Source organism: Streptomyces sp. NPDC017936 (genome assembly GCF_044328485.1).
Taxonomy (GTDB): Bacteria; Actinomycetota; Actinomycetes; order Streptomycetales; family Streptomycetaceae; genus Streptomyces.
Window position 1 is genome coordinate 1 of sequence record NZ_JBIRHK010000018.1, and the last position, 14,022, is coordinate 14,022.

Here is a 14,022-nt window from a genome sequence, read left to right on the forward strand (position 1 = left end):
CCGCCGTGCGCTACCAGGGCGTCATCCACGACTTCGTCATGCTCGACGCCCTGCGCGAGACGCACGCCGCCGAGGCCGCCATCCACCAGGCCGTCAGCGTGCTGCGCACGGCCTTCGCGACCGCCTGACGGCCTCCTGGAGCGCACTTCATCCGGCACAATCACCGCATGGAGACTGCCGAGTTCATCAGTGTTCTCGACCGTGAGGGCCGGTCGCTCGCCGCCGCGGCGACGGCGGCCGGTCCGGACGCCAAGGTCCCGACCTGTCCGGAGTGGCAGGTCCGGGACCTGCTGCGGCACACCGGGATGGTGCACCGCTGGGCCACGTCGTTCATCGCCGAGCGGCGCACCTCGCCCCGTCCCGGGGACGGGCTGCCGGACCTCGACGGCGCCGCGCTGCTGGACTGGTTCCGCGACGGGCACCGCCGGCTCGTCGACACCCTGGCCGCCGCCCCGGCCGACCTGGAGTGCTGGCACTTCCTGCCCGCCCCCTCGCCGCTCGCCTTCTGGGCCAGGCGGCAGGCGCACGAGACGGCCGTGCACCGTGTGGACGCGGAGTCGGCGCGCGGCGCGACACCGCAGGAGAGCGCCGCCTCCTTCTCCCACAACTTCGCGGTGGACGGCATCGACGAGTTGCTGCGCGCCTTCCACGCCCGCGACAAGAGCCGGGTGCGCACCGACACGCCCCGGGTGCTGCGGATCCGGGCGACCGACGCGGACGGCGCCGTGTGGACCGTACGCCTGTCGTCCGAGCCCCCCGTGGCGCGGCGGGACGACGCGGGGGACGCCGACTGCGAGGTGACGGGGACGGCGTCGCAGCTCTATCTGGCGGTGTGGAACCGGCTGCCCTTCCCCGCCGTCACGGGGGACGCCGCGCTCGCCGGCTTGTGGCGCGAGAAGTCCGCCGTGATCTGACCCTGACCCGCGGACCGCACCACCCGCTCCGCCCCCCGCGTCAGGACGCGAGCATCCGCGTCAGTCCGTGAGCATCCTCGTCAGGACCGCGCGCTGCACCGGCAGGACCGCGCCGTGCAGCGTGCGCCCCTTTCCCGTGAGCGCCACGCGGACGCCCCGGCGGTCCTCGGCGCACATCCCGCGCTCGACGAGACCGTCCTTCTCCAGCCGGGCGATCAGGCGTGACAGGGCGCTCTGGCTCAGATGGACCCGCTCGGCGATCTCCTGCACGCGGAAGCCGCACGAGCCGTCCGCGAACGGGTGGCCGGCGAGGACGTCGAGCACCTCGAAGTCGCTGCCGCACAAGCCGTGCCGGTGCAGCGCGCGGTCCAGTTCGCACTGGGTCCGCGCGTGCAGCGCCAGGATGCCCCGCCACTCCTCCACGAGGGCCTGTTCGGCCTTCTTCGCCGCCATGGCCGCACCGTAGCAGAGAGACGCATGCGGACGTCCTCGAAGTGCGGGCGCCCGGCGGGGGGTTGTTGCCCTGCCGGGCGCCCGCCTGTGAGACTCGGGGCATGAGCGGTCACGGGGGACGGCGCACGCAGGCACAACGGGACGCGATCACCGTCGAGATCGGTTACGCGCTCGCCAGCGCGGCCTTCGTCGCGGCGGTGCTCTTCGGGGCGGTCGCCGGGCCGGCGCTGCTGTTCGCGCTCCCGGAGACCGTCGGGACGTCGCTGCTGCGCGCGGGCGGCGTCCTCGCGTCCGTGGTGTTCGCGGTCCGGGTGGTGAGCGTGCTGCTGCGTTTCCGCGCCGAAGGGCCCCGGCCCGGCCGCACCGGCCCCGACTCGTAGGCCGGCACGGCCGGGGAGCCGGCACCGCGTGCGACGCGGTGCCGGCAGCTCCCGCCCTCGCTCACCGCGCCGGCGCCGTCCCGCCTCCGCCGGTGGCGACGCCGCCGCGCGGTGCGCGCGCCGCGAAGGGCGCGGTGTCCGGTTCGCACGACGTCCCCGGTGGCGGGAGGACGCCGTCGAGGACGTAGCGGCCCACGTGGTCGCTGACGCAGCTGCTGGGGTTGGCCAGCGTGGTGTGCCCGTAGCCGTGGTGGGTGAGGAGCCGGGCGTCGGCGAGCGCCCTGGACATCGCCTTCGCGCCCTCGTACGGGGTGGACGGGTCGTAGGTGGTGCCGACCAGCAGCACCGGGTGCGCCGTCGGCCTGTTCCACGGTCCGGCGTACCGGTCGGCGTGCCGCGCCGGCCAGGTCGAGCACGGCTCCGTGGCCCACGTCCAGTAGCGCCCCGCGTCACCGGAGCGGGCGGCGGCGGCCTCCTCGAGCACGTGGTAGGCGCCGGGGTCCCGCGGATTGGGGCTGTCGCCGCAGAGCACGCCGGCGCCCTGCTCCTCGCCCAGGTACGGGACCGGGACCGGGGGCGTCGTGGCGGGCGTGGCGGGCGCCGTCGGGGCGCGCCCCTGCCACAGCTCCTGGAGCCGGCCGGCCAGTTCCGTCCATCCCGGGTGGACGACGTACAGGCTGCTCACCACGTCGGCCACGGTCGCGGCATAGGTCCACGACGCCACCGGACGTTCCCTCAGGCGCCGGGTCAGCCTGTCGAACTTGTCGCGGGTGGCCTGCGGGCTGCCGGCCGAGAAGGCGCAGCGCTCGACGGTGGCGGCCCCGCACAGGGACAGGAACCGCTCCAGGGTCGCGGCCGCCGAGCGGTCCGACCCCATGCGCAGGAAGGTGGTGAGCCGTGCCCGCTGCGATCCGCCGTTCGTCCACGCGGCCGGGTCGACGTTGCTGTCGAGCACCATGGCACGGATCGTGTCCGGGTAGAGGTTGGCGTAGGTGGCGCCGAGGATCGTGCCGTAGGAGATCCCGAGGTAGGTCAGGCGCGGCTCGCCCACCGACCGGCGGAGCAGATCGAGGTCGCGCGCGGTGTCGGCCGTCGAGATGTGGCGCAGGAGCTGCGGGTCGCTCCGCTCGCAGGCCCGGCCCAGCTCCCGGTAGGAGGCGATCCAGTTCTCGCGCTCCCGTGCGCCGACCGGGAACCCGGCCGGACGGCTCGCGCTCGGGGCCCCGGCCTTCTCCGTGTTCTCGGAGCAGTTCACCGCCGTGCTGTTGCCGGTTCCCCGCGGGTCCCAGCTGACGATGTCGAAGCGTTCCCGCACCGCGCGCGGGAACGACTCGTACAGCTGCGGCATCTGGACGGTCCCGGGCCCGCCGGGGCCGCCCGGGTTGAAGAACAGGGTGCCGGCGCGCCGCCCGGGGCCGGTCGCCTTCCGCCTCACCACGGCCAGCCGGAGGGTGCGCCCGCCGGGGCGCGCGTGGTCGAGCGGCACCGTCGCCGTCGCGCAGTCGTACCGCCTGTCCTGGGCGCAGGGTTTCCAGCCGAGCTCGGGGGCGGGCGCCGTGGGGGCGGGACCTCCGCCCGCCGCGGCGAGGGGGGATCCGGTCAGCGCCGTCGAGCAGGCCAGTACCGCGGCGGCGACCGCGGCGCAGCTCTTCCGGCGGCCGGGTATCGGACCAGTCATGGGCATGCGACGTCCTTTCACGGCCGGGCGCCCGGCGCCGCCGGACAGCGGCCGCCGGCACGCATCCGTGACCACGAGACCCCGCCCGGCCGCCACCCGCGAGCCGGCCGCACCCGATCGAGCGGTTCCGCCCGTCCGGACCCGCACGGCCGGCCGACCCGGTCGATCCGGCGTCCCCCGCCCGGTCCGGCACCCCGACCGCCCGGCCCGGCACCCCGGGCGGCGCACACCCGAGCTCGCCGCCGTCCGGCCGTCCCGGTCCGCTCAGGCCCGGTCCGCTCAGGCCCGGTCCGCTCAGGCCCGGTCCGCTCGGGCCCGGTCCGGGTGGATCACTCCGCGGACGCGGCGCCCTGCACCAGCCCCACGCCGTGGGCGAGCCGGGTCACCGCGTGCCGGAAGAACGGCTCGCGCTCCTCCACCACCCGGTGGAACTGCCCGAACACCTCGAAGCCCACCAGCCCGTACAGCTGGGACCAGGCGGCCACCAGCACCGCGACCACCTCCGCGGGCAGGTCGGGCGCGAGGTCGGCCGCCATCCGCTCGGCCTCGGCGCGCAGGTCGGCGGGGAGCGGCGGCGGCACCGGCCGGGCCGGGCCCCGCTGCGCGTCGCGGGCGATGCCGATGAGGAGGACGCCGACGCGGGCGGCCGCCGGAACCGTCGTCGGGGGCGCGCTGTAGCCGGGCACCGGCGAGCCGTAGATCAGGGCGTACTCGTGCGGGTGGGACAGCGCCCAGCCGCGCACCCCCTCGCAGACCGCCACCCAGCGCCGGACCGGGTCGGCGTCCGCGACGGCGGCGTGGGCGGCCTCGGCGCTCTCGCCCAGGGAGTCGTAGGCGTCGATGATGAGCGCGGTGAGGAGGTCGTCGCGGCTCGGGAAGTACCGGTAGAGCGCCGAGGAGACCATGCCCAGCTCGCGCGCCACGGCCCGCAGGGAGAGCTTGGCGGCGCCCTCGGCCGCGAGCTGTCTGCGCGCCTCGTCCTTGATGGCGGCGGTGATCTCGGTCCGGGCGCGGGCGCGGGCCCCTCGGGCGGTGCTGCTCATGACGTCAGTGTCGCACGGGAACAGAGCAGTGCCCACAATCGAGAGCAGGGGAACAAAAAGAGAGCACCGCTCTTGCAAGGGACCACCGATCCGGTGCAGACTTCCGGCACGGCAAGCGAGAGCAGTGCTCACACTTCAGGAGGCAGCAGCCATGTCCACGCACGTCCTCAAGCCCGGCTGGTTCACCGTCAACGTCCTCAACCGTGCCGTGGCCTGGCTGACCCGCCGCGGCCTGAGCGTGTGGGGTTCCCGGGTGCTGGCGGTCCGCGGCCGCAAGAGCGGGCAGTGGCGGACGACGCCGGTGAACCTGCTCACCGTGGACGGGCAGCAGTACCTCGTCGCCCCGCGCGGGCACGTCCAGTGGACGCACAACATGCGCGCGGCCGGCGGCGGCGAACTCCACCTGGGCAGGAAGGTGGACGAGTTCACCGCGGTCGAGGTCGGCGACGACGAGAAGGTGCCGCTGCTGCGCGCCTACCTCAAGCGCTGGAAGGCCGAGGTCGGCGTCTTCTTCAAGGGCGTCGGCCCCGACTCGGCCGACGCCGACCTGCGCCGCATCGCTCCCGACCACCCGGTCTTCCGGGTCACCCTCACCGGCCGGCGGTGATCCGGTCCGTGCGTCCGCTCAGGAGGCGGGACCGGCGCCCTCGCCCGTCCGCCGCCGGTCCATGGCGGTCAGCGCGCGCTGGGCGAGCGGGTGCGTGCGGACGAGCTCGCCGAGCGAGGTCCGGCCGCGGGTGATGTCCGTGAACGCCCGCCAGGCCGGCCGCAGACCGGTGAGGGCCGCGTGGAACAGGCCCGGCCGCCGTTCGAAGAGGGCCAGCATCCGCTTGCCGACGCTCATCTCCACACCGAGTCCGGCCTTGATCGCGAACGCGTAGTTCAGCGCCTGACGGCGGGCGTCCACCGCGTCGTGCGCCTCCGCGATGCGGACCGCCCACTCGCCCGCGAGCCGGCCGGAGCGCAGCGCGAACGAGATGCCCTCCCGGGTCCACGGTTCCAGGAGCCCCGCCGCGTCGCCGCAGACGAGGACCCGCCCGCGCGAGAGCGGGGAGTCGTCGGCGCGGCAGCGGGTCAGGTGGCCGGAGGAGATGCTCGGCTCGAAGCCGGCGAGGCCGAGCCGCCCGACGAAGTCCTCCAGGTACCGCTTGGTGGCGGCGCCTTCCCCGCGCGCCGAGATCACCCCGACCGTGAGCGTGTCGCCCTTGGGGAACACCCAGCCGTAACTGCCCGGCATGGGGCCCCAGTCGATGAGCACCCGCCCCTTCCAGTCCTCGGCGACGGTCTCCGGCACGGGGATCTCCGCCTCCAGGCCGAGGTCCACCTGGTCGAGCTTCACCCCGACGTGCGCCCCTATGCGGCTGGCGCTGCCGTCGGCGCCCACGACCGCCCGCGCGAGCAGGGTCTCACCGCCCTGGAGGACCACCGCGACCGTGCGCCGGTCCGGCACCGCCGAGCCGTGCTGCTCGACGCGCTGCACGGTGACGCCCGTCCGCAGCTCGGCGCCGGCCTTCTGCGCGTGCTCGACGAGCTGCTGGTCGAACTCGGGCCGGTTGATCAGGCCGAACAGCATCTGCCGGGAGCGGCGGGTGCGGGCGAAGCGGCCGTTGTGCGAGAAGGTGACCGCGTGCACCCGGTCCTGGAAGGGCAGCTCGAAACCGGGGGGCAGCGCGTCGCGCGAGGGTCCGATGATGCCGCCGCCGCACGTCTTGTAGCGGGGCAGCTCCGCCTTCTCCAGCAACAGCACGCGCCGCCCCGCGACCGCCGCCGCATAGGCGGCCGAAGCCCCCGCGGGTCCCGCGCCCACCACGACGACGTCCCACACCTGCCGCACGTCGTCCGCCGAAGAGTTCTCGCTGCTCACGATGGTCTACTGCTCCCGATCAAGCCGCCTGCCGCTCCTGTCCTACGCATCCTACGACCGAGATCGCCACAGCCCGCTGTGGGAGGATCGACGGCACTCATCCGTACAACGTCGCACCCACAAGGAGCGTGCCCATGTCGTCGAATCCGGTCGCCGAGACCGTCGCCTCGCTCATGCCCCGGGCGAAGGCGGAGCTCACCGAACTGGTGGCCTTCAAGTCGGTGGCGGACTTCGACCAGTTCCCCCGGAGCGAGAGCGAGGCCGCGGCGAACTGGATCACGGCCGCCCTGCGCGCCGAGGGATTCCAGGACGTGGCCCTGCTCGACACCCCGGACGGGACCCAGTCCGTCTACGGCTGCCTGCCCGGTCCCGCGGGCGCCAGGACCGTCCTGCTCTACGCCCACTACGACGTGCAGCCGCCGCTGGACGAGGCCGGCTGGCTCACCCCGCCCTTCGAGCTGACCGAGCGCGACGGCCGCTGGTACGGGCGCGGCACCGCCGACTGCAAGGGCGGCTTCATCATGCACCTGCTGGCCCTGCGCGCCCTCAAGGCGAACGGCGGGGTCCCGGTCCACGTCAAGGTGATCGTCGAGGGCTCCGAGGAACAGGGCACGGGTGGCCTGGAGCGCTACGCCGAGCAGCACCCCGAGCTGCTCGCCGCCGACACCATCGTGATCGGCGACGCGGGCAACTTCCGCGTCGGCCTGCCCACCGTCACCTCCACCCTGCGCGGCATGACCATGGTCCGGGTGACGATCGACACGCTGGCGGGCAACCTGCACTCCGGCCAGTTCGGCGGCGCCGCCCCGGACGCGCTGGGCGCGCTGATCCGCGTCCTGGACTCGCTGCGCGCCGAGGACGGCTCGACGACCGTCGACGGACTGACCGACGGCTCCCCCTGGGAGGGCCTCCAGTACGACGAGGAGCAGTTCCGCAGCGACGCCAAGGTCCTCGACGGCGTCGAGCTGATCGGCTCCGGCACCGTCGCCGACCGCATCTGGGCGCGCCCGGCGGTCACCGTCCTCGGCATCGACTGCCCGCCGGTGGTCGGCGCCACCCCGTCCGTGCAGGCGAGCGCCCGCGCGCTGATCAGCCTGCGGGTGCCGCCGGGCGTGGACGCGGCCGAGGCGGCGAAGCTGCTCCAGGCCCACCTGGAGGCGCACACGCCGTGGGGCGCGCGGGTGCGGACCGAGCAGATCGGGCAGGGCCAGCCGTTCAGCGCCGACACCACGAGCCCGGCGTACGCGGCGATGGCCGAGGCGATGGCGGTGGCCTACCCCGGCCAGGAGATGAGTTACGCCGGCCAGGGCGGCTCCATCCCGCTGTGCAACACCCTCGCCGCCCTCTACCCGCGTGCGGAGATCCTCCTCATCGGCCTGAGCGAGCCGGAGGCGCAGATCCACGCGGTGAACGAGAGCGTGTCCCCGCAGGAGCTGGAGCGTCTGTCGGTGGCGGAGGCCCTGTTCCTGCGCACCTACGCGGCGAGCTGAGCCGTCGGCTCCGTCGCCGGCGGAGTGCCTCGCCCACCGGGCGGGGCCCTCTCCACGGTCGGCTCCGGCGACCACGCGGCGGAGCCGACAAGGGCGCCGCGCCGCCTCGGCCGCCTGACTCAGCCGACCGGGACGCCCGCCTCCAGGTACAGCGCCGCGCCCCGCTCGCGCGCCCGCAGCGCCCAGCGCAGCCGCTCGTAGCGGACCGGCGGCAGCAGGTCGGCCGCCTCCTCCTCGGTGACGAAGCGCCAGCCGCGCAGTTCGGGTCCGGGCAGCAGCAGCCCCTCGGCCGCCGCGGGGGCGAGCCGGCCGCCGTCGAAGAGGAGGCGCAGACCGCCGTACCGGGGAGGCGCCGGCCGTTCCCAGTCGACGACGAGCAGCCGGGGGACGTCGTCCAGCCGGATGCCGGTCTCCTCCTCGACCTCGCGGATGCCCGCGCGCGCGGGTGCCTCGCCGGGCTCCACGACACCGCCGGGGAACTCCCAGCCGGGCTTGTAGGTCGGATCGACGAGCAGGACCCGGTCCCGCTCGTCGAAGAGCAGCACCCCGGCGGCCAGCGTCTCGGCGGTGGGCTCGGGGGTCTGCACGATGTCACAGGCGGTCACGGCGTCCGTGGCCACGGCGTCGGCGATGCGCACGGCCGTCTCGTACGGGGTGAGGTCACTGGTGTCGACCGGGTGGGCGTCGGCGGTGAGCCAGGCGGCGAGGGCGGCGCGGTACGGCTCGATGTGGTCGTACGACCACTGCCGTACGCGCATCTCGCCGTCGGGGAGGTCGGGCGGGACCTCCCGCCCGGCTATCCGCTCGCGCAGGATCGTTTCCGCCGGGGCGAGGAGCACATGCCGGACGGGGATGCGCCGGGCCGCGAGGCCGCCGAAGATCTCGTCGCGGTACTCCTGGCGCAGCAGGGTCATGGGGACGACGAGCGTGCCGCCGAGCTCGCCGAGCAGCGCGGCCGCGGTGTCGATCACCAGCCGGCGCCAGATCGGCAGGTCCTGGAAGTCGCCGACCTCGGCGAGGCGCTTGGGCGGCAGCAGGTGCGGGAGCGCCGCGCCGACGACCTCGGGGTCGAAGAGCGTGCTGTTCGGAATCAGGTCGATCAGTTCCCGTGCGGTGGTCGTCTTCCCCGCACCGAACGCGCCGTTGATCCAAACGACGGTCACGTGTCCCCCTCTTCTGTTGGCCCCCTGTGGCTTGCCCGCTCCACCCTGCCACGGAAACCACCTCCCGTAGAGGGCGCCCGACGCCGTGGCGCCGGCCCCCTGACGGTGGGGACCGGCGCCACGCTCTCGTGCGGAATCCGTCAGTCCTCCTCGCCGCCCGGGGCGCCCTCCTCGAGGCCGGCCAGGCTGTCGCCGACGAGGGCCGGGTCGACCCGGCTGAGGGTGTCGCCCACGTTCAGCCCGTCGTGGTCCTGGCCGCCGAGGCCGTGCGAGGGGGTGATCGCCGCGACGACGAAGCCGGTGGCGAGGGAGGCGATGGCGAGCATGCTGCGCTTCTTCATGGCCGGTTCAACGCGACGGGGCGGCCACGGGTCACGCCCCCTCAGTACAGCGGCCGGTGGTCCAGCAGTTCCCGCCAGCCGCCGGCGCCGCCCTCGGCCCGCCCGTGCAGATAGTTGCTGCCCCGCATGCTCTCCCGCAGGGAGGCCGGCGTGCCCTCCTCGCGGAAGAGGACGTCCAGCCACGCCGGCTTGGGCTTCAGCTGGGCCGCCGCCGACACCACGGGAGCGCAGAAGGCCGGTTCGCACAGCATCCGGCGCACCCAGCGCTCCTGTGCGGCGGGGGTCAGCCGGGCGCACAGGTCGCCCAGGAAGACCGCCCAGAGCCGGGCGATGTCCCGTTTCCACTTGACGTCCCTCGGCTGGACCCGGTGCAGGGCCTCCACCACGGTCGCGGTGAGCCGGGCCGCCTCGCCGGGGTCCTCGGGCAGCAGCCGCTCCAGGAGGAAACCCAGCGAGCGGAAGATCTCGCTGACCGTGCCGCTGCCCAGCTCGGTCCGCACGTCGTAACCGGCGCGTTCGGCCAGGCACACCACGAACGCCACGCTGCGGTCGGCGCGGTCGAGCTCGCCGAGGTGGGCGTGGGCCTGCGCCAGCAGGATGCGGGCGTTGGACTCGTGGCTGATCACCTGCTCGGTGGCCCGCCTCGGCGGCTCGGCCCGGGCCTCCCGGCCGGCCGTGAGCAGCGGCCGCAGGAGGCGCAGCAGCGCCGCCGGGGCGGCGGCGTCCCACACCCGGCCGGGCACCGTCGCGCCCGCCAGCTCCAGCAGGGCGTTGCGCAGGTCCTGGGCGGCTGCGTCCCGCCAGGCCCGGACGATCTCGTCGACCGTCGGCCAGTCGTCGCAGCCGAGCCGGAGCAGGACCTTCCACAGGATGAAGCCGTGGCGGCGGATGTCCGGCCGGCGGTCGCCGACGAGTTCCCGCCGGTACGCCACGAGCGTGCGCCGGTGCGTCGGCGGAACCGGGTCCGGGGCCGGGCGGGCGCCCTTCTCCTGCGACCGCACGGCCTTGGCCAGGTCGCCCAGCGTCTGGTGGAGCACCTGCGGGTCCGCCGCGGTGCGGGCGTACGCGAGGAGACGGTCGAGCAGCTCCGGGTGGCCGGGCACGGCGTACTGCAACTGGCCGATCATGTTCTCCAGCGCGGCACGTCCCGCCTTGGTGCGGCGCAGCCGCTCCTGGACGTCCCGGTCGTCGACGAGCCTGTCCAGGACCCGCCGCGCCCGGGGGTGGCCGGCGATGGAGGCGGGGATCAGGAACGAGCTGAGGCCCGCGTTGCTCAGCCAGAGCGACTCGGCCGGCGCGTCGGGCAGCAGCGTCAGGAGGACCTCCGCGGGAAGCCTGGCCTCCTGGAGGGCGTTGCGCCACAGCCATCGCTCGTCCTTGCCGCCGGACGGCGCGTTCTCCTCGCACGGCAGGGACCGCAGCGCCAGGGCGCAGCGGCGCCGGGCCTCGACGGTGAGGGCGTTCTCCGTCGCGGGAGGCGCTTCCCGGTCGCCCGCGTCGCCGCGCGGGTCGTGGCGCAGCCGTGCGGCCCGGCCGATGAGCGCCTCCGAGAGGACGCCGTAGCAGACGGCGAGCTGCCGTGCCGGATGCCGGGTGGACAGGACCGTGTCCAGGAACTCGGCCGGGTCCAGGGCCAGCCCGTTCAGGACGGCGGCCGTGTGCATGCGCAGCCTCGTCCGCAGGGCCGGCACGCTCGAGGCGCCCCCCTTGCCCGTGGTGGCCGCCGTGTCCTCGCCGCCCAGCCAGGTGCGCAGCTCCCGCCGGACGTCTTCGGGCCGCGGCGCGCCGCCGAGGGCGAACCGGCCGAACGCCCGCTCGAAGGGGACGGTGTCCTGTTTGTCCGGGCGGATGCCCGCGAACTCCCGCAGGAACTCCGTGACCGCCCGGCGGACGAGACGGGGCGGGAGGTCCCAGTCCGCCATCCGCACCAGCAGGTCGGTCAGGAGCGTCAGGCGCCCCGTGCGGACGGCCGTCCCCCAGAAGCCGGTGGCGAGGTCCACGGCGCGCTCGGGGTCGGCTCCGGCCACGGCGTCCAGGAGACGGAAGGGCAGCCTTTCGTTGTGGTGCAGTTCGTTCGCGGGCAGCGACGTGAGCCAGTCGAAGCAGGCCTGCTCACGGGTGAACGCCTCGACGGCCGCGCGGTCCTGGGTGGCGAGCCGTACGAGCGCCTCGAGCACGCCCTTCCTGACCCGTTTGGCGTCCCGCGCCGACGCCCACAGCAGGGCCAGGTCGTCCAGCGGGCGGCGCAGGTCGTCGTGGGTCACGGACGGCACGAGCCGCAGGAACCGGTCGATCATCGGGGTGTCGGCCCGCAGCAGGGCGTGCGGGGCGCTCTCGCGCACCAGGGGGCCGGGCCGTTTGAGCTTGGCGTAGACGCGCAGGCCCATGCCCAGCAGTGCGGGGTCGTCGGAGGCCAGCCACCGCGCCAGTGCCGCGTCCGCCCGGTCCGTCGAGAAGGTCTCGCCGTCCGCCTCGGGCAGCCGGCCGGCCATCAGCAGCACCTCGCTGGCGACCTCGCCGAAGTAGAGGTCCCCGGGATCGCGGGCCACCCGCCGCATCAGGTCGTCGACGGCCTCGGGCCCGCAGGCGAGCACGCCCCGTGCCGCGGCGTGCTCGAAGAAGGTCTGGTGGAAGAACCAGAGGTACCCGGTCTGTTCACGGACGGACAGCACGCCCCGTGACCGCAGCGCCTCCACGGCCTCCGTGACCTCCGCCGTGCCGCTGCCCGCGGTGTGCCCGGGCGTCCGGGCCAGCTGGTACGCGATGCGGTCCTCGAGGTCGGCCCGCCGCGCGTCCAGCCGGCTGGAGGCGAGGATCAGCCGTGCGGCGGCGCGCGCGTGCGGGGACAGGTCGGGCGCGGCCGGCGTCGTGGACGCCCGCCAGGCCCGCTGGTCGCTCACCACGCGCCGCTGCCAGAACCGGTCGTACAGATGGGGCGTGTCCACGTCCTCGTCGGGTTCGGCGGGGGCGTACAGCTCGAACAGGAGCCGCAGCGCGAAGGGGTTGACGCACACCTCGCGCAGGGCCCGGCCGCGCGAGGCGGCGTTCATGACGCGTTCGACGACCGCGTCCGGGGACGGCGCCTCCCGCAGTCCCTCGTAGAAGCCGCGGGCGTAGCTGCGGACGGCCTCGGGCCACTCGTCGGCGTCGTAGGAGGCCAGGTTCTTCGTCCGGACGCCGACGCCGGCCCGCTCGGCGGAGTGCGTGAGGCGCTGGGCCTCCACCGGGCGGCAGGTCAGGAGCGTGGGCAGGCGCAGGCGGTCCGCCGCGCGCACCACGTCCACGACGAGGGCGCAGGCGTCGTCGCTGTGCATGAGGAGGTCGACGGTGTCGATCAGCAGCACGGTCGACGGGTCCCGCCGCGCCGCCTGTTCGACGCCGCGGAGGACCACTTCGGGAGTGAGCGAGCCCGTCCGGCGGGCCGAGGGGGCGGGCGTCGCCTCGTACAGGCCGGACAGCAGACTGCTCGCACGGATGAACAGGGGCCGTCGGCCCTGCTCGGCGAACCGCGTGTGGACGGCCCAGACGAGACTGGTCTTGCCGTACCCGGCCTCGCCCACCACGGCCGTGCACCCCGGGGACCCGAGGGCCGAGACGATGTCCTGCTCGACGGTGCGCCGGACGTACAGCCCCTCCGACAGCAGCAGTCGACGGCCCAGCGGATGCAGACCGACGATCTCCGCCTCGGCGGCGGAGGCCTGCGAACTCCGCCACAGCTCCGTCAGTTCGGCGGGGTCGCCCTCCGCCCGGCCGGCGGGCGCGGTGTCCGGCGGAGGCGGCACCGGGCGGGGGCCGGACGCGGTGTCCCGCGGGGGGAACACCGGCCGGGGGCCGAGCGCGGGCTCACGTTCGTACGGCTGCTCCAGCAGGTAGCGCAGAAGCTTCTCGGCGCCTTCGCGGGTGATCGGGTCGACCCTGAAGGGCGGTACGGCGGTGCTCAGGAGGTAGCCGGGCAGGTCGTCCCGCGAACCGCCGGGCAGCAGGACCGTGAGGATCCGCTCGTGCCAGTCCCACGGATGGGCGTAGACGTAGTCCTGCAGGTGCCCGGTCTCCCAGGCGACGCCCAGACCGGCCCCGGGCCTCTCGGTTCCCTCGGCCCGCCGCCGGTAGGCGGGCGACGCGATCACGAGGACGTGGTGCGCCGCACGGCTCTCGCCCGACATCCACCGGGCCCAGTTCGGACGGTGCTCGACGGCCACGCGATCGAGCTGCGCGTCCACGTGGTGGGCCCGTAACAGGTGGTACAGCTCCCGCACCCGGTCGGCATGGACGCCGCCGTCGTCCTCGTGCGCGTAGGAGATGAAGACCCGTGGCGCGTCGGGTGATGAGGCACGCGTCATGACGCGGCACCCTACCGTTCGCGGTCGGCCGGCGGGTCCCCGCGGGAGCCGCGGGAGCCGCGGGAGCCGGGGACGGACACGGGCGGGCCGCTGCGGGACGTCGCCGGAGCCCGGACCGGCCGGGGACGGGCCCCGGACCGGCCGGCACCGGGGCCCGGGCCGGCCCGCGGACGCGGACGCGGACGCGTGCCGGAGGCGAGCGCGGCCGGAGGCGGGCACGGCCGGGACGAGCACGGCCGGAGACGGGCACGGCCAGGGGCGGGCGCCTGTACGCGGGCGCGTGCGGGGCCGGAGTCGGGCGCGTGCCCGGAGCCAGGTGCACGGCCGGGTGCGCGCCCTCGGCCGGGTGCGCACCC

General features: G+C 75.1%; 11 protein-coding genes and 1 pseudogene. 5 read left to right on the forward strand and 7 right to left on the reverse strand.

What is annotated here, in order from left to right:
• Together ACH4F6_RS31165 and ACH4F6_RS31170 are read left to right on the forward strand one after the other, a co-directional pair.
• Positions 1-128 (forward strand): annotated as a pseudogene (locus ACH4F6_RS31165) (esterase); the annotation flags it as partial.
• 39 nt (positions 129-167) lie between these two features.
• Complete coding sequence (locus ACH4F6_RS31170; protein ID WP_397963708.1) at positions 168-914, forward strand: maleylpyruvate isomerase family mycothiol-dependent enzyme; 747 nt, start codon at positions 168-170, stop codon at positions 912-914.
• 60 nt (positions 915-974) lie between these two features.
• On the opposite strand, the gene ACH4F6_RS31175 is transcribed toward ACH4F6_RS31170, so the two are convergent.
• On the reverse strand, positions 975-1,367 hold the full coding sequence (locus ACH4F6_RS31175; protein WP_397963709.1) for a MarR family winged helix-turn-helix transcriptional regulator: 393 nt from the start codon (positions 1,365-1,367) through the stop codon (positions 975-977).
• Positions 1,368-1,468: 101 nt separating this feature from the next.
• On the opposite strand from ACH4F6_RS31175, the gene ACH4F6_RS31180 reads away from it, so the two are divergent.
• Entirely contained in the window at positions 1,469-1,747 is a 279-nt protein-coding gene (locus tag ACH4F6_RS31180) for a DUF6332 family protein (RefSeq protein WP_397963710.1), read from the forward strand.
• 61 nt (positions 1,748-1,808) lie between these two features.
• On the opposite strand, the gene ACH4F6_RS31185 is transcribed toward ACH4F6_RS31180, so the two are convergent.
• On the reverse strand, positions 1,809-3,425 hold the full coding sequence (locus ACH4F6_RS31185; protein ID WP_397963711.1) for an alpha/beta hydrolase: 1,617 nt from the start codon (positions 3,423-3,425) through the stop codon (positions 1,809-1,811).
• Between the two features lie 329 nt (positions 3,426-3,754).
• Positions 3,755-4,468, reverse strand: a complete 714-nt coding sequence (locus ACH4F6_RS31190) for a TetR/AcrR family transcriptional regulator (RefSeq protein WP_397963712.1) — start codon at positions 4,466-4,468, stop codon at positions 3,755-3,757.
• 151 nt (positions 4,469-4,619) lie between these two features.
• On the opposite strand from ACH4F6_RS31190, the gene ACH4F6_RS31195 reads away from it, so the two are divergent.
• Entirely contained in the window at positions 4,620-5,075 is a 456-nt protein-coding gene (locus ACH4F6_RS31195; RefSeq protein ID WP_397963713.1) for a nitroreductase family deazaflavin-dependent oxidoreductase, read from the forward strand.
• An 18-nt stretch (positions 5,076-5,093) separates the two neighbouring features.
• Here ACH4F6_RS31195 and ACH4F6_RS31200 read toward each other — a convergent pair whose 3' ends face one another.
• A complete protein-coding gene (locus ACH4F6_RS31200; protein ID WP_397963714.1) occupies positions 5,094-6,332 on the reverse strand; it encodes a geranylgeranyl reductase family protein in 1,239 nt (412 codons plus the stop codon).
• A 134-nt stretch (positions 6,333-6,466) separates the two neighbouring features.
• Here ACH4F6_RS31200 and ACH4F6_RS31205 point away from each other — a divergent pair, with 134 nt between their 5' ends.
• Positions 6,467-7,822: a dipeptidase gene (locus ACH4F6_RS31205; protein WP_397963715.1), complete on the forward strand. Its 1,356-nt coding sequence runs from the start codon at positions 6,467-6,469 to the stop codon at positions 7,820-7,822.
• Between the two features lie 119 nt (positions 7,823-7,941).
• Here the strand turns inward: ACH4F6_RS31205 and ACH4F6_RS31210 are convergent, their stop codons facing one another.
• The 3 genes from ACH4F6_RS31210 to ACH4F6_RS31220 all read right to left on the reverse strand — a co-directional run bounded on the left by ACH4F6_RS31210 (position 7,942) and on the right by ACH4F6_RS31220 (position 13,666).
• On the reverse strand, positions 7,942-8,985 hold the full coding sequence (locus ACH4F6_RS31210; RefSeq protein ID WP_397963716.1) for an NUDIX domain-containing protein: 1,044 nt from the start codon (positions 8,983-8,985) through the stop codon (positions 7,942-7,944).
• Between the two features lie 140 nt (positions 8,986-9,125).
• Positions 9,126-9,326, reverse strand: a complete 201-nt coding sequence (locus ACH4F6_RS31215) for a hypothetical protein (protein WP_397963717.1) — start codon at positions 9,324-9,326, stop codon at positions 9,126-9,128.
• Positions 9,327-9,367: 41 nt separating this feature from the next.
• Positions 9,368-13,666, reverse strand: coding sequence for a TIR domain-containing protein (locus tag ACH4F6_RS31220; protein ID WP_397963718.1), 4,299 nt, complete (start codon positions 13,664-13,666; stop codon positions 9,368-9,370).
• Between the last annotated feature and the right edge of the window lie 356 nt (positions 13,667-14,022).